General features: G+C 50.6%; 16 protein-coding genes. All 16 read left to right on the top strand.

Annotated elements, in window-relative coordinates; genetic code table 11:
* The first annotated feature begins 88 nt into the window (after positions 1–88).
* Complete coding sequence (gene asnC / locus D9597_RS11525) at positions 89–547, top strand: transcriptional regulator AsnC (RefSeq protein ID WP_000432970.1); 459 nt, start codon at positions 89–91, stop codon at positions 545–547.
* An 89-nt stretch (positions 548–636) separates the two neighbouring features.
* Positions 637–1,080 carry an FMN-binding protein MioC gene (gene mioC / locus D9597_RS11520; RefSeq protein WP_130206832.1) on the top strand — a complete coding sequence of 148 codons (444 nt, stop codon included), beginning with the start codon at positions 637–639 and terminating at the stop codon, positions 1,078–1,080.
* Positions 1,081–1,458: 378 nt separating this feature from the next.
* Positions 1,459–3,348, top strand: coding sequence for a tRNA uridine-5-carboxymethylaminomethyl(34) synthesis enzyme MnmG (gene mnmG / locus D9597_RS11515; RefSeq protein WP_130206830.1), 1,890 nt, complete (start codon positions 1,459–1,461; stop codon positions 3,346–3,348).
* 63 nt (positions 3,349–3,411) lie between these two features.
* Positions 3,412–4,035, top strand: a complete 624-nt coding sequence (gene rsmG / locus D9597_RS11510; RefSeq protein ID WP_033804388.1) for a 16S rRNA (guanine(527)-N(7))-methyltransferase RsmG — start codon at positions 3,412–3,414, stop codon at positions 4,033–4,035.
* A 616-nt stretch (positions 4,036–4,651) separates the two neighbouring features.
* Positions 4,652–5,032 (top strand): F0F1 ATP synthase subunit I, encoded by a 381-nt coding sequence (atpI, locus tag D9597_RS11505; RefSeq protein WP_130206826.1) that lies wholly within the window; start codon positions 4,652–4,654, stop codon positions 5,030–5,032.
* An 8-nt stretch (positions 5,033–5,040) separates the two neighbouring features.
* On the top strand, positions 5,041–5,856 hold the full coding sequence (gene atpB / locus D9597_RS11500; RefSeq protein WP_000135618.1) for a F0F1 ATP synthase subunit A: 816 nt from the start codon (positions 5,041–5,043) through the stop codon (positions 5,854–5,856).
* Positions 5,857–5,902: 46 nt separating this feature from the next.
* Entirely contained in the window at positions 5,903–6,142 is a 240-nt protein-coding gene (gene atpE, locus D9597_RS11495; protein ID WP_000429386.1) for a F0F1 ATP synthase subunit C, read from the top strand.
* Positions 6,143–6,203: 61 nt separating this feature from the next.
* Positions 6,204–6,674: a F0F1 ATP synthase subunit B gene (gene atpF, locus D9597_RS11490; protein ID WP_001052219.1), complete on the top strand. Its 471-nt coding sequence runs from the start codon at positions 6,204–6,206 to the stop codon at positions 6,672–6,674.
* Positions 6,675–6,688: 14 nt separating this feature from the next.
* Positions 6,689–7,222 carry a F0F1 ATP synthase subunit delta gene (gene atpH / locus D9597_RS11485; protein WP_001288587.1) on the top strand — a complete coding sequence of 178 codons (534 nt, stop codon included), beginning with the start codon at positions 6,689–6,691 and terminating at the stop codon, positions 7,220–7,222.
* A gap of 12 nt (positions 7,223–7,234) precedes the next feature.
* Positions 7,235–8,776: a F0F1 ATP synthase subunit alpha gene (atpA, locus tag D9597_RS11480; RefSeq protein ID WP_001176745.1), complete on the top strand. Its 1,542-nt coding sequence runs from the start codon at positions 7,235–7,237 to the stop codon at positions 8,774–8,776.
* 50 nt (positions 8,777–8,826) lie between these two features.
* Positions 8,827–9,690 carry a F0F1 ATP synthase subunit gamma gene (gene atpG, locus D9597_RS11475; protein ID WP_130215078.1) on the top strand — a complete coding sequence of 288 codons (864 nt, stop codon included), beginning with the start codon at positions 8,827–8,829 and terminating at the stop codon, positions 9,688–9,690.
* Between the two features lie 26 nt (positions 9,691–9,716).
* Positions 9,717–11,099 (top strand): F0F1 ATP synthase subunit beta, encoded by a 1,383-nt coding sequence (gene atpD, locus D9597_RS11470; protein WP_000190506.1) that lies wholly within the window; start codon positions 9,717–9,719, stop codon positions 11,097–11,099.
* 20 nt (positions 11,100–11,119) lie between these two features.
* Positions 11,120–11,539, top strand: a complete 420-nt coding sequence (locus D9597_RS11465) for a F0F1 ATP synthase subunit epsilon (protein ID WP_001251965.1) — start codon at positions 11,120–11,122, stop codon at positions 11,537–11,539.
* Positions 11,540–11,926: 387 nt separating this feature from the next.
* On the top strand, positions 11,927–13,297 hold the full coding sequence (glmU, locus tag D9597_RS11460) for a bifunctional UDP-N-acetylglucosamine diphosphorylase/glucosamine-1-phosphate N-acetyltransferase GlmU (protein ID WP_130222525.1): 1,371 nt from the start codon (positions 11,927–11,929) through the stop codon (positions 13,295–13,297).
* A gap of 162 nt (positions 13,298–13,459) precedes the next feature.
* Positions 13,460–15,289, top strand: coding sequence for a glutamine--fructose-6-phosphate transaminase (isomerizing) (gene glmS, locus D9597_RS11455; protein ID WP_130215082.1), 1,830 nt, complete (start codon positions 13,460–13,462; stop codon positions 15,287–15,289).
* A 311-nt stretch (positions 15,290–15,600) separates the two neighbouring features.
* A complete protein-coding gene (lpfA-O113, locus tag D9597_RS11450; protein WP_130222523.1) occupies positions 15,601–16,173 on the top strand; it encodes a long polar fimbria major subunit LpfA-O113 in 573 nt (190 codons plus the stop codon).
* The last annotated feature ends 45 nt before the right edge of the window (positions 16,174–16,218 follow it).

Below are 16,218 nucleotides of genomic sequence, written 5' to 3'. Positions count from 1 at the left end.
TCATTCAATAAAAAGCCTAACTCACTTTTGATTCGTTAAAAAAGAAGACTAAAATAGAATAAATCATCAATACACATAAGAAAATCCTATGGAAAATTATCTGATCGACAATCTGGACCGCGGCATCCTGGAAGCGTTAATGGGCAATGCACGCACCGCTTACGCCGAACTGGCGAAACAATTTGGCGTAAGCCCGGGGACGATTCACGTTCGTGTAGAGAAAATGAAGCAAGCGGGGATCATTACCGGCGCCCGTATCGACGTCAGCCCAAAACAGCTCGGTTATGACGTAGGCTGTTTTATCGGCATTATCCTGAAGAGCGCAAAAGACTATCCTTCCGCGCTGGCAAAGCTGGAAAGTCTCGACGAAGTCACCGAAGCCTACTACACCACCGGCCACTACAGCATCTTTATAAAAGTGATGTGCCGTTCGATCGACGCCCTCCAGCATGTACTTATCAACAAGATCCAAACAATTGATGAAATTCAGTCCACCGAGACATTGATCGTCCTGCAGAACCCGATCATGCGTACCATTAAGCCCTGATCAGCTTTTTTAATCCCATACTTTTCCACAGGTAGATCCCAGCGCGTTCACAGCGTACAATACGCCACTCTTAATAAAGGTGGCGGTTTATGGCAGATATCACTCTTATCAGCGGCAGCACCCTGGGCGGTGCCGAATATGTAGCAGAACACCTGGCTGAAAAGCTGGAAGAGGCGGGTTTTACCACCGAAACGCTGCACGGTCCGCTGTTAGAAGATTTATCTGCCTCTGGGATCTGGCTGGTTATCAGCTCAACCCACGGTGCCGGAGACATTCCGGACAACCTTTCTCCTTTCTATGAAGCATTGCAGGAACAAAAGCCCGATCTTTCTGCGGTGCGCTTTGGCGCAATCGGTATTGGCAGTCGTGAATACGACACTTTTTGTGGGGCCATCGATAAACTCGAGGCAGAACTCAAAAATTCCGGTGCAAAACAGATTGGTGAAACACTGAAGATCAACATCCTTGATCACGACATTCCGGAAGATCCGGCAGAAGAATGGCTGGGATCGTGGATTAATTTACTCAAATAAGTATACAGATCGTGCGATCTACTGTGGATAACTCTGTCAGGAAGCTTGGATCAACCGGTAGTTATCCAAAGAACAACTGTTGTTCAGTTTTTGAGTTGTGCATAACCCCTCATTCTGATCCCAGCTTATACTGTCCAGGATCACCGATCATTCACAGTTAATGATCCTTTCCAGGTTGTTGATCTTAAAAGCCGGATCCTTGTTATCCACAGGGCAGTGCGATCCTAATAAGAGATCACAATAGAACAGATCTCTAAATAAATAGATCTTCTTTTTAATACCCAGGATCCCGGGGCTTTCTCAAGCCGACAAAGTTGAGTAGAATCCACGGCCCGGGCTTCAATCCATTTTCATACCGCGTTATGCGAGGCAATCACCATGTTTTATCCGGATCCTTTTGACGTCATCATCATTGGCGGGGGTCATGCAGGCACCGAGGCTGCGATGGCCGCGGCGCGTATGGGTCAACAGACTCTGCTTTTGACACACAATATCGACACTCTGGGGCAGATGAGCTGCAACCCGGCGATCGGCGGTATTGGGAAGGGACATCTGGTAAAAGAAGTGGATGCACTCGGCGGTCTGATGGCGAAAGCGATCGATCAGGCAGGTATCCAGTTTAGGATACTAAACGCCAGCAAAGGGCCGGCGGTTCGCGCTACTCGCGCTCAGGCGGATCGTGTGCTCTATCGTCAGGCGGTACGCACGGCGCTGGAGAACCAACCGAATCTGATGATCTTCCAGCAGGCAGTTGAGGATCTTATTGTCGAAAACGATCGCGTGGTCGGTGCTGTCACCCAAATGGGACTGAAATTCCGTGCCAAAGCCGTCGTGCTCACCGTTGGGACGTTCCTCGACGGTAAAATTCATATCGGTCTGGATAATTACAGCGGTGGCCGTGCTGGTGATCCGCCATCCATTCCGCTTTCTCGCCGTCTGCGTGAACTGCCGCTGCGCGTTGGTCGTCTGAAAACCGGGACGCCGCCGCGTATCGATGCGCGCACTATCGACTTCAGCGTGCTGGCGCAACAGCATGGCGATAACCCAATGCCGGTATTCTCGTTCATGGGCAATGCGGCCCAGCACCCCCAGCAGGTGCCGTGTTATATCACCCATACCAACGAGAAAACCCATGATGTGATCCGCAGTAACCTCGATCGTAGCCCAATGTACGCAGGGGTGATCGAAGGTGTCGGCCCACGCTACTGCCCGTCGATCGAAGACAAAGTCATGCGCTTTGCCGACAGAAATCAGCATCAGATCTTCCTTGAACCGGAAGGGTTGACCTCTAACGAAATTTATCCGAACGGTATCTCCACCAGCCTGCCGTTCGATGTGCAGATGCAAATCGTCCGCTCCATGCAGGGGATGGAAAATGCGAAGATCGTGCGTCCTGGTTATGCCATCGAATATGACTTCTTCGATCCGCGTGACCTGAAACCAACGCTGGAGAGTAAGTTTATCCAGGGGCTGTTCTTTGCTGGTCAGATTAACGGCACTACCGGTTATGAAGAAGCCGCTGCGCAAGGTTTGCTGGCCGGTCTTAACGCTGCCCGTCTGTCCGCAGACAAAGAAGGTTGGGCGCCTGCGCGTTCTCAGGCTTATCTTGGTGTGCTGGTGGACGACCTCTGCACGCTGGGTACCAAAGAACCGTACCGTATGTTTACCTCCCGCGCAGAATATCGTCTGATGCTGCGCGAAGATAACGCGGATCTGCGTTTGACTGAAATCGGTCGTGAACTGGGTCTGGTAGATGACGAACGCTGGGCGCGCTTTAACGAGAAGCTTGAGAACATCGAGCGTGAGCGTCAGCGTCTGAAATCGACCTGGGTAACCCCGTCGGCGGAAGCGGCAGCCGAAGTGAATGCTCACCTGACTGCGCCGCTTTCCCGTGAAGCCAGCGGTGAAGATCTGCTGCGTCGTCCGGAAATGACGTATGAAAAATTAACCACGCTGACGCCGTTTTCCCCTGCTTTGACAGACGAACAGGCGGCGGAACAGGTTGAGATTCAGGTTAAATACGAAGGTTATATTGCGCGCCAGCAAGATGAGATCGAAAAGCAACAGCGTAACGAGAACACGCTGCTGCCTGCGACGCTGGATTACCGCCAGGTATCCGGTCTGTCTAACGAAGTGATCGCCAAACTTAACGATCACAAACCGGCCTCTATCGGTCAGGCTTCGCGTATTTCTGGCGTCACACCTGCGGCCATCTCCATTCTGCTGGTGTGGCTGAAAAAACAGGGTATGCTGCGTCGTAGCGCATAACGCATTAAAAATGCCAGGTAAGCACCCGCTTACCTGGCAACGCATCAAGAACAGGTAATCACCGTGCTCAACAAACTCTCTTCACTGCTGAAAGACGCAGGAATTTCGCTTACCGATCACCAGAAAAATCAGCTTATTGCCTACGTAAATATGCTGCATAAATGGAATAAGGCGTACAACCTGACCTCGGTCCGCGATCCTAACGAGATGCTGGTACGCCATATTCTCGACAGCATTGTCGTTGCTCCATATTTGCAAGGTGAGCGTTTTATCGATGTGGGAACCGGACCGGGGTTGCCTGGCATACCGCTTTCCATCGTGCGTCCTGAAGCCCATTTCACGCTGCTGGATAGCCTTGGTAAACGCGTGCGTTTCCTCCGTCAGGTGCAACATGAACTGAAACTGGAAAACATTGAACCAGTACAGAGCAGGGTAGAAGAGTTTCCGTCAGAGCCGCCGTTTGATGGCGTAATTAGCCGCGCTTTTGCGTCTTTGAACGATATGGTGAGCTGGTGCCATCATCTTCCTGGTGAGCAAGGCCGTTTTTATGCGTTGAAAGGTCAAATGCCGGAAGATGAAATCGCTTTGTTGCCCGAAGAATATCAGGTCGAATCAGTGGTTAAACTTCAGGTTCCCGCCCTGGATGGCGAACGTCATCTGGTGGTGATTAAAGCAAATAAAATTTAATTTTTATCAAAAAAATAATAAAAAATTGACCGGTTAGACTGTTAACAACAACCAGGTTTTCTACTGATATAACTGGTTACATTTAACGCCACGTTCACCATTTTGCATCAACAAAGTAACGTGGCTTTTTTTGGTAAGCAGAAAATAAGTCATTAGTGAAAATATCAGGCTGCTAAAAATTGGCGCTAAGAACCATAATTGTCTGTTAAAGTTTTATTAAGAATGTCAATGGGTGGTTTTTGTTGTGTAAATGCTATTTGTGAAAAGAGTATCTGTTTTTAGACTGAAATATCAGAAGCTTGCAAAGGCATCATTTGCCAAGTAAATAAATATGCTACGGGTGAACATGCTCGATATGTGATCTGAAGCACGCTTTACCACTAGTGTTTACGCGTTATTTACAGTTTTTCATGATCCACCACGGTTAGCAGAAAAGTCGCAATTGTATGCACTGGAAAAATATTTAAACATTTATTCACCTTTTGGCTACTTATTGTTTGAAATCACGGGGGCGCACCGTATAATTTGACCGCTTTTTGATGCTTGACTCTAAGCCTTAAAGAAAGTTTTATACGACACGCGGCATACCTCGAAGGGAGCAGGAGTGAAAAACGTGATGTCTGTGTCGCTCTTGAGTCGAAACGTTGCTCGGAAGCTTCTGCTCGTTCAGTTACTGGTGGTGATAGCAAGTGGATTGCTGTTCAGCCTCAAAGACCCCTTCTGGGGCGTCTCTGCGTTAAGTGGAGGCCTGGCAGTCTTTCTGCCTAACGTTTTTTTTATGATATTTGCCTGGCGTCACCAGGCGCATACACCAGCGAAAGGCCGGGTGGCCTGGACGTTCGCATTTGGCGAAGCTTTCAAAGTTCTGGCGATGTTGGTGTTACTGGTGGTGGCGTTGGCTGTTTTAAAGGCGGTATTCTTGCCGCTGATCGTTACGTGGGTTTTGGTGCTGGTGGTTCAGATACTGGCACCGGCTGTAATTAACAACAAAGGGTAAAAGGCATCATGGCTTCAGAAAATATGACGCCGCAGGATTACATAGGACACCACCTGAATAACCTTCAGCTGGACCTGCGTACATTCTCGCTGGTGGATCCGCATAACCCCCCAGCCACCTTCTGGACAATTAATATTGACTCCATGTTCTTCTCGGTGGTGCTGGGTCTGTTGTTCCTGGTTTTATTCCGTAGCGTAGCCAAAAAGGCAACCAGCGGCGTGCCAGGTAAGTTTCAGACCGCGATTGAGCTGGTGATCGGCTTTGTTAATGGTAGCGTGAAAGACATGTACCATGGCAAAAGCAAGCTGATTGCTCCGCTGGCCCTGACGATCTTCGTCTGGGTATTCCTGATGAACCTGATGGATTTACTGCCTATCGACCTGCTGCCGTACATTGCTGAACATGTACTGGGTCTGCCTGCACTGCGTGTGGTTCCGTCTGCGGACGTGAACGTAACGCTGTCTATGGCACTGGGCGTATTTATCCTGATTCTGTTCTACAGCATCAAAATGAAAGGCATCGGCGGCTTCACGAAAGAGTTGACGCTGCAGCCGTTCAATCACTGGGCGTTCATTCCTGTCAACTTAATCCTTGAAGGGGTAAGCCTGCTGTCCAAACCAGTTTCACTCGGTTTGCGACTGTTCGGTAACATGTATGCCGGTGAGCTGATTTTCATTCTGATTGCTGGTCTGTTGCCGTGGTGGTCACAGTGGATCCTGAATGTGCCGTGGGCCATTTTCCACATCCTGATCATTACGCTGCAAGCCTTCATCTTCATGGTTCTGACGATCGTCTATCTGTCGATGGCGTCTGAAGAACATTAATTTACCAACACTACTACGTTTTAACTGAAACAAACTGGAGACTGTCATGGAAAACCTGAATATGGATCTGCTGTACATGGCTGCCGCTGTGATGATGGGTCTGGCGGCAATCGGTGCTGCGATCGGTATCGGCATCCTCGGGGGTAAATTCCTGGAAGGCGCAGCGCGTCAACCTGATCTGATTCCTCTGCTGCGTACTCAGTTCTTTATCGTTATGGGTCTGGTGGATGCTATCCCGATGATCGCTGTAGGTCTGGGTCTGTACGTGATGTTCGCTGTCGCGTAGTAAGCGTTGCTTTTATTTAAAGAGCAATATCAGAACGTTAACTAAATAGAGGCATTGTGCTGTGAATCTTAACGCAACAATCCTCGGCCAGGCCATCGCGTTTGTCCTGTTCGTTCTGTTCTGCATGAAGTACGTATGGCCGCCATTAATGGCAGCCATCGAAAAACGTCAAAAAGAAATTGCTGACGGCCTTGCTTCTGCAGAACGAGCACATAAGGACCTTGACCTTGCAAAGGCCAGCGCGACCGACCAGCTGAAAAAAGCGAAAGCGGAAGCCCAGGTAATCATCGAGCAGGCGAACAAACGCCGCTCGCAGATTCTGGACGAAGCGAAAGCTGAGGCAGAACAGGAACGTACTAAAATCGTGGCCCAGGCGCAGGCGGAAATTGAAGCCGAGCGTAAACGTGCCCGTGAAGAGCTGCGTAAGCAAGTTGCTATCCTGGCTGTTGCTGGCGCCGAGAAGATCATCGAACGTTCCGTGGATGAAGCTGCTAACAGCGACATCGTGGATAAACTTGTCGCTGAACTGTAAGGAGGGAGGGGCTGATGTCTGAATTTATTACGGTAGCTCGCCCCTACGCCAAAGCAGCTTTTGACTTTGCCGTCGAACACCAAAGTGTAGAACGCTGGCAGGACATGCTGGCGTTTGCCGCCGAGGTAACCAAAAACGAACAGATGGCAGAGCTTCTCTCTGGTGCACTGGCGCCAGAAACGCTCGCCGAGTCGTTTATCGCAGTTTGTGGTGAGCAACTGGACGAAAACGGTCAGAACCTGATTCGGGTTATGGCTGAAAATGGTCGTCTTAACGCGCTCCCGGATGTTCTGGAGCAGTTTATTCACCTGCGTGCCGTGAGTGAGGCTACCGCTGAGGTAGACGTCATTTCCGCTGCTGCATTGAGTGAACAACAGCTCGCGAAAATTTCTGCTGCGATGGAAAAACGTCTGTCACGCAAAGTTAAGCTGAATTGCAAAATCGATAAGTCTGTAATGGCAGGCGTTATCATCCGAGCGGGTGATATGGTCATTGATGGCAGCGTACGCGGTCGTCTTGAGCGCCTTGCAGACGTCTTGCAGTCTTAAGGGGACTGGAGCATGCAACTGAATTCCACCGAAATCAGCGAACTGATCAAGCAGCGCATTGCTCAGTTCAATGTTGTGAGTGAAGCTCACAACGAAGGTACTATTGTTTCTGTAAGTGACGGTGTTATCCGCATTCACGGCCTGGCCGATTGTATGCAGGGTGAAATGATCTCCCTGCCGGGTAACCGTTACGCTATCGCACTGAACCTCGAGCGCGACTCTGTAGGTGCGGTTGTTATGGGGCCGTACGCTGACCTTGCCGAAGGCATGAAAGTTAAGTGTACTGGCCGTATCCTGGAAGTTCCGGTTGGCCGTGGCCTGCTGGGTCGTGTGGTTAACACTCTGGGTGCACCAATCGACGGTAAAGGTCCGCTGGATCACGACGGCTTCTCTGCTGTAGAAGCAATCGCTCCAGGCGTTATCGAACGTCAGTCCGTAGATCAGCCGGTACAGACCGGTTATAAAGCCGTTGACTCCATGATCCCAATCGGTCGTGGTCAGCGTGAATTGATCATCGGTGACCGTCAGACCGGTAAAACCGCACTGGCTATCGATGCCATCATCAACCAGCGCGATTCCGGTATCAAATGTATCTATGTCGCTATCGGCCAGAAAGCGTCCACCATTTCTAACGTGGTACGTAAACTGGAAGAGCACGGCGCACTGGCTAACACCATCGTTGTGGTAGCAACCGCGTCTGAATCCGCTGCACTGCAATACCTGGCGCCATATGCCGGTTGCGCAATGGGCGAATACTTCCGTGACCGCGGTGAAGATGCGCTGATCATTTACGATGACCTGTCTAAACAGGCTGTTGCTTACCGTCAGATCTCCCTGCTGCTCCGTCGTCCGCCAGGACGTGAAGCATTCCCGGGCGACGTATTCTACCTCCACTCTCGTCTGCTGGAGCGTGCTGCGCGTGTTAACGCCGAATACGTTGAAGCCTTCACCAAAGGTGAAGTGAAAGGGAAAACCGGTTCTCTGACTGCGCTGCCGATTATCGAAACTCAGGCGGGTGACGTTTCTGCGTTCGTTCCGACCAACGTAATCTCCATTACCGATGGTCAGATCTTCCTGGAAACCAACCTGTTCAACGCCGGTATTCGTCCTGCGGTTAACCCGGGTATTTCCGTATCCCGTGTTGGTGGTGCAGCACAGACCAAGATCATGAAAAAACTGTCCGGTGGTATCCGTACCGCTCTGGCACAGTATCGTGAACTGGCAGCGTTCTCTCAGTTTGCATCCGACCTTGACGATGCAACTCGTAAGCAGCTTGACCACGGTCAGAAAGTGACCGAACTGCTGAAACAGAAACAGTATGCGCCGATGTCTGTTGCGCAACAGTCTCTGGTTCTGTTCGCAGCAGAACGTGGTTACCTGGCGGATGTTGAACTGTCGAAAATCGGCAGCTTCGAAGCCGCTCTGTTGGCTTACGTCGACCGTGATCACGCTCCGTTGATGCAAGAGATCAACCAGACCGGTGGCTACAACGACGAAATCGAAGGCAAGCTGAAAGGCATCCTCGATTCCTTCAAAGCAACCCAATCCTGGTAACGTCTGGCGGCTTGCCTTAGGGCAGGCCGCAAGGCATTGAGGAGAAGCTCATGGCCGGCGCAAAAGAGATACGTAGTAAGATCGCAAGCGTCCAGAACACGCAAAAGATCACTAAAGCGATGGAGATGGTCGCCGCTTCCAAAATGCGTAAATCGCAGGATCGCATGGCGGCCAGCCGTCCTTATGCAGAAACCATGCGCAAAGTGATTGGTCACCTTGCGCACGGTAATCTGGAATATAAGCACCCATACCTGGAAGAACGCGACGTTAAACGCGTGGGCTACCTGGTGGTGTCGACCGACCGTGGTTTGTGCGGTGGTTTGAACATTAACCTGTTCAAAAAACTGCTGGCGGAAATGAAGACCTGGACCGACAAAGGCGTTCAATGCGACCTCGCAATGATCGGCTCGAAAGGTGTGTCGTTCTTCAGTTCCGTGGGCGGCAATGTTGTTGCCCAGGTTACAGGCATGGGGGATAACCCTTCCCTGTCCGAACTGATCGGTCCGGTAAAAGTGATGTTGCAGGCCTACGACGAAGGCCGTCTGGACAAGCTTTACATTGTCAGCAACAAATTTATTAACACCATGTCTCAGGTTCCGACCATCAGCCAGCTGCTGCCGTTACCGGCATCAGATGATGATGATCTGAAACATAAATCCTGGGATTACCTGTACGAACCCGATCCGAAGGCGTTGCTGGATACCCTGCTGCGTCGTTATGTCGAATCTCAGGTTTATCAGGGCGTGGTAGAAAACCTGGCCAGCGAGCAGGCCGCCCGTATGGTGGCGATGAAAGCCGCGACCGACAATGGCGGCAGCCTGATTAAAGAGCTGCAGTTGGTATACAACAAAGCTCGTCAGGCCAGCATTACTCAGGAACTCACCGAGATCGTCTCGGGGGCCGCCGCGGTTTAAACAGGTTATTTCGTAGAGGATTTAAGATGGCTACTGGAAAGATTGTCCAGGTAATCGGCGCCGTAGTTGACGTCGAATTCCCTCAGGATGCCGTACCGCGCGTGTACGATGCTCTTGAGGTGCAAAATGGTAATGAGCGTCTGGTGCTGGAAGTTCAGCAGCAGCTCGGCGGCGGTATCGTGCGTACCATCGCAATGGGTTCCTCCGACGGTCTGCGTCGCGGTCTGGATGTAAAAGACCTCGAACACCCGATCGAAGTCCCGGTAGGTAAAGCGACTCTGGGCCGTATCATGAACGTACTGGGTGAACCGGTCGACATGAAAGGCGAGATCGGTGAAGAAGAGCGTTGGGCGATTCACCGCGCAGCACCTTCCTACGAAGAGCTGTCAAACTCTCAGGAACTGCTGGAAACCGGTATCAAAGTTATCGACCTGATGTGTCCGTTCGCTAAGGGCGGTAAAGTTGGTCTGTTCGGTGGTGCGGGTGTAGGTAAAACCGTAAACATGATGGAGCTTATTCGTAACATCGCGATCGAGCACTCCGGTTACTCTGTGTTTGCGGGCGTAGGTGAACGTACTCGTGAGGGTAACGACTTCTACCACGAAATGACCGACTCCAACGTTATCGACAAAGTATCCCTGGTGTATGGCCAGATGAACGAGCCGCCGGGAAACCGTCTGCGCGTTGCTCTGACCGGTCTGACCATGGCTGAGAAATTCCGTGACGAAGGTCGTGACGTTCTGCTGTTCGTTGACAACATCTATCGTTACACCCTGGCCGGTACGGAAGTATCCGCACTGCTGGGCCGTATGCCTTCAGCGGTAGGTTATCAGCCGACCCTGGCGGAAGAGATGGGCGTTCTGCAGGAACGTATCACCTCCACCAAAACCGGTTCTATCACCTCCGTACAGGCAGTATACGTACCTGCGGATGACTTGACTGACCCGTCTCCGGCAACCACCTTTGCGCACCTTGACGCAACCGTGGTACTGAGCCGTCAGATCGCGTCTCTGGGTATCTACCCGGCCGTTGACCCGCTGGACTCCACCAGCCGTCAGCTGGACCCGCTGGTGGTTGGTCAGGAACACTACGACACCGCGCGTGGCGTTCAGTCCATCCTGCAACGTTATCAGGAACTGAAAGACATCATCGCCATCCTGGGTATGGATGAACTGTCTGAAGAAGACAAACTGGTGGTAGCGCGTGCTCGTAAGATCCAGCGCTTCCTGTCCCAGCCGTTCTTCGTGGCAGAAGTATTCACCGGTTCTCCGGGTAAATACGTCTCCCTGAAAGACACCATCCGTGGCTTTAAAGGCATCATGGAAGGCGAATACGATCACCTGCCGGAGCAGGCGTTCTACATGGTCGGTTCCATCGAAGAAGCTGTGGAAAAAGCCAAAAAACTTTAACGCCTTAATCGGAGGGTGATATGGCAATGACTTACCACCTGGACGTCGTCAGCGCAGAGCAACAAATGTTCTCTGGTCTGGTCGAGAAAATCCAGGTAACGGGTAGCGAAGGTGAACTGGGAATTTACCCGGGCCACGCACCGCTGCTCACCGCCATTAAGCCTGGTATGATTCGCATCGTGAAACAGCACGGTCACGAAGAGTTTATCTATCTGTCTGGCGGCATTCTTGAAGTGCAGCCTGGCAACGTGACCGTTCTGGCCGACACCGCAATTCGCGGACAGGATCTCGACGAAGCGCGAGCCATGGAAGCGAAACGTAAGGCTGAAGAGCACATTAGCAGCTCTCACGGCGACGTAGATTACGCTCAGGCGTCTGCGGAACTGGCCAAAGCGATCGCGCAGCTGCGCGTTATCGAGTTGACCAAAAAAGCGATGTAACACCGGCTTGAAAAGCACAAAAGCCAGTCTGGAAACAGGCTGGCTTTTTTTTCGCGCGCCGCAGCGAGATTGGTTCTGCTATATCCTGCGCATTTTTATATCCCGCAATTAAACTCATTTTTATAATTACGCGAAATCCTTCGCTGATTTTCCTGTTTATTCATTGATCGAAATAAGAGCAAAAACATCAGCCTGACGCTTAAATGAAGGTGGTGTCTTACATTTATGAAGACAAAAGGCGTGACGATGGTCGAAAATGGCTCTTTCGCCAGCGGGGATAATCCGTTATTGAGCAATTTATCCCCTGTCCATTTCACGATGAAAAAAATGTAGTTTTTTCAATGTGAAGCGGTTTAAATTCGTTCTCAAATTACAGTCAGGACGCGTATGTTGAATAATGCTATGAGCGTAGTGATCCTTGCAGCAGGCAAAGGCACTCGCATGTATTCCGATCTTCCGAAAGTGCTGCATACCCTTGCCGGGAAAGCGATGGTTCAGCATGTCATTGATGCTGCAAATGAATTAGGTGCAGCGCACGTTCACCTGGTTTACGGCCACGGCGGCGATCTGCTTAAACAGGCGCTGAAAGATGACAACCTTAACTGGGTGCTTCAGGCAGAACAGCTGGGTACGGGTCATGCAATGCAGCAGGCCGCACCTTTCTTTGCCGATGATGAAGACATTTTAATGCTCTATGGCGACGTGCCGCTGATCTCTGTTGAAACACTCCAGCGCCTGCGTGATGCTAAACCGCAGGGCGGCATTGGCCTGCTGACAGTGAAACTGGATGATCCGACCGGTTATGGTCGTATTACCCGCGAAAACGGCAAAGTTACTGGCATTGTTGAGCATAAAGATGCCACTGACGAGCAGCGTCAAATTCAGGAAATCAACACTGGCATTCTGATCGCCAACGGCGCAGATATGAAACGCTGGTTGGCGAAGCTGACCAACAATAACGCTCAGGGCGAATACTACATCACCGATATTATTTCGCTGGCGTATCAGGAAGGACGTGAAATCGTTGCCGTTCACCCGCAACGTTTAAGCGAAGTTGAAGGCGTGAATAACCGCCTGCAACTCTCTCGTCTGGAGCGCGTTTACCAGTCCGAACAGGCTGAAAAACTGTTGTTAGCAGGCGTTATGTTGCGCGATCCAGCCCGTTTTGATCTGCGCGGTACGCTAACTCACGGGCGCGATGTTGAAATTGATACTAACGTTATCATCGAGGGCAACGTTACTCTCGGTAATCGCGTGAAAATCGGCACCGGATGCGTGATTAAAAACAGCGTGATTGGCGATGATTGCGAAATTAGCCCGTATACCGTAGTGGAAGATGCTAATCTGGCAGCGGCCTGTACCATCGGCCCGTTTGCCCGCTTGCGCCCCGGTGCTGAGTTGCTGGAAGGCGCACACGTCGGTAACTTCGTTGAGATGAAAAAAGCGCGTCTGGGTAAAGGTTCGAAAGCCGGTCATCTGACTTACCTGGGCGATGCGGAGATCGGCGATAACGTTAACATCGGTGCGGGAACCATTACCTGCAACTATGATGGAGCGAATAAATTCAAAACCATTATCGGCGATGATGTATTTGTCGGTTCCGACACCCAGCTGGTGGCTCCAGTAACGGTGGGTAAAGGTGCGACGATTGCTGCCGGTACAACTGTGACGCGTAATGTTGGCGAAAACGCATTAGCTATCAGCCGCGTGCCGCAGTCGCAAAAAGAAGGCTGGCGTCGTCCGGCAAAGAAAAAGTAATTCTGGCTGGGTAAATCCGGCCTCCTGGGATGAGGAGATAACATAATCTCCCTCCTACAAGCAGTAACTATAAAAATAACCCCACTCTCTACAAGGCTCGGGGCGCCCGAAAAAACGGGCATACAGGTTGACCGACAACGATATAAACCGGAATCAAAAACTATGTGTGGAATTGTTGGCGCGATCGCGCAACGTGATGTAGCAGAAATCCTTCTTGAAGGTTTACGTCGTCTGGAATACCGCGGATATGACTCTGCCGGTCTGGCCGTTGTTGATGCGGAAGGTCATATGACCCGCCTGCGTCGTCTCGGTAAAGTCCAGATGCTGGCTCAGGCAGCGGAAGAACATCCTCTGCATGGCGGTACGGGTATTGCTCATACTCGCTGGGCGACGCACGGCGAACCTTCAGAAGTGAATGCGCATCCGCATGTTTCTGAACACATTGTGGTGGTGCATAACGGCATCATCGAAAACCATGAACCGCTGCGTGAAGAGTTAAAAGCCCGTGGCTATACCTTCGTTTCTGAAACCGACACCGAAGTGATTGCGCACCTGGTGAACTGGGAACTGAAACAGGGCGGCACTCTGCGTGAAGCTGTTCTGCGTGCTATTCCACAGCTGCGTGGCGCTTATGGCACGGTAATTATGGACACCCGTCACCCGGATACCCTGCTGGCGGCACGTTCTGGTAGTCCGTTGGTGATTGGCCTCGGTATGGGCGAAAACTTTATCGCTTCTGACCAGTTGGCTCTGCTGCCAGTGACTCGTCGCTTTATCTTCCTCGAAGAGGGCGATATTGCCGAAGTGACCCGCCGTTCGGTAACTATCTTCGATAAATCAGGCGCGGAAGTGAAACGTCAGGATATCGAATCCAATCTGCAATATGACGCGGGCGATAAAGGTATTTACCGTCACTACATGCAGAAAGAGATCTACGAACAGCCGAACGCGATCAAAAACACCCTTACCGGGCGCATCAGCCACGGCCAGGTGGATTTAAGCGAGCTGGGGCCGAACGCCGACGAACTGCTGTCGAAGGTTGAGCATATTCAGATCCTCGCCTGTGGTACTTCTTACAACTCCGGTATGGTTTCCCGTTACTGGTTTGAATCGCTGGCAGGTATTCCGTGCGACGTCGAAATCGCTTCTGAATTCCGCTATCGCAAATCTGCCGTGCGCCGTAACAGCTTGATGATCACCCTGTCGCAGTCTGGCGAAACCGCGGATACCCTGGCGGGCCTGCGTCTGTCGAAAGAGCTGGGATATTTGGGCTCGCTGGCAATCTGTAACGTTCCGGGTTCTTCTCTGGTACGTGAATCCGATCTGGCGCTGATGACTAATGCCGGTACTGAAATCGGCGTGGCGTCCACCAAAGCCTTCACCACTCAGTTAACCGTGTTGTTGATGCTGGTGGCGAAACTGTCTCGCCTGAAAGGTCTGGATGCCTCCATTGAGCATGATATCGTGCATGGTCTGCAGGCGCTGCCGAACCGTATTGAGCAGATGCTGTCTCAGGACAAACGCATTGAAGCCCTGGCAGAAGATTTCTCTGACAAACATCACGCGCTGTTCCTGGGACGTGGCGATCAGTACCCAATCGCGCTGGAAGGCGCATTGAAGCTGAAAGAAATCTCTTACATTCACGCTGAAGCCTACGCTGCAGGCGAACTGAAACACGGTCCGCTGGCGCTGATTGATGCCGATATGCCGGTTATCGTCGTTGCACCGAACAACGAACTGCTGGAAAAACTGAAATCCAACATTGAAGAAGTTCGTGCGCGTGGCGGTCAGTTGTACGTCTTCGCCGATCAGGATGCTGGTTTTGTCGGTAGCGATAACATGCACATCATCGAGATGCCGCATGTGGAAGAGGTTATTGCACCGATCTTCTACACCGTTCCGCTGCAGTTGCTGGCTTATCATGTCGCGCTGATCAAAGGTACCGACGTTGACCAGCCGCGTAACCTGGCAAAATCGGTAACGGTTGAGTAAAACAGAACACGCATAATGAAAGGGTTGCCATCTGGCGGCCCTTTTTTTTCATAAATAACATTAATAAAATTATGATTTATATATTAGGCAATATGAATATATTCTGATTTGTTTTTAATGTCTGATTGCACACTTGATTTTATACATTTTTTATAATATTTAAATAATAAATTTATATTCAAATTCAAATAATTAATATTATTTTTAGCTAATTTTATTTCGTTGATGTAGTATGTCCGCGAATCATAAACACACTTATTAATATAAGTGATGATTCAGGTTAAAGGATATATTATATCAATGGAGTTTCTATGAAACGTAATATTATAGGTAGTGCACTCACTCTGGCTTCTTTAATGTTGGCCGGGCATGCACTGGCAGAGGATGGTGTTGTTCATTTTGTCGGTGAAATTGTCGACACTACTTGTGAAGTTACCTCCGATACAGCCGATCAAACAGTCCCACTCGGTAAGGTCAGCAAAAGCGCATTTTCTGGTGTAGGAAGTCTGGCATCACCACAACAATTTAGTATTAAACTGGAAAAATGTCCGGCAACCTATACTCAGGCAGCCGTTCGTTTTGATGGTACCGAAGCGCCTGGCGGAGACGGTGACCTGAAAGTAGGTACACCAATTACTGCGAGCGATCCGGGTGATTATACTGGCACTGGCGCTGCAATAGTTGCTACTGGCGTAGGTATCCGTATTTTTAACCAGTCCGATAATTCTCAGGTTAAACTCTATAACGACTCCGCCTATACCGCTATCGAAGCTGATGGCACCGCTGAAATGAAGTTTATTGCACGCTATGTGGCAACCAATGTGACCGTAACGGCGGGTACGGCGAACGCTGATTCACAATTTACCGTCGAATATAAGAAATAATTTATCAAGGGCCTTTTTATTCAGTTGGCTTTGGCCAGGGAGTCG

It is taken from the genome of Escherichia sp. E13S3 (assembly GCF_004212325.1).
Taxonomy (GTDB): domain Bacteria; phylum Pseudomonadota; class Gammaproteobacteria; order Enterobacterales; family Enterobacteriaceae; genus Escherichia.
The sequence above is the reverse complement of the archived record's forward strand: the minus strand, read 5'-3'. Positions and strand labels throughout refer to the sequence as shown.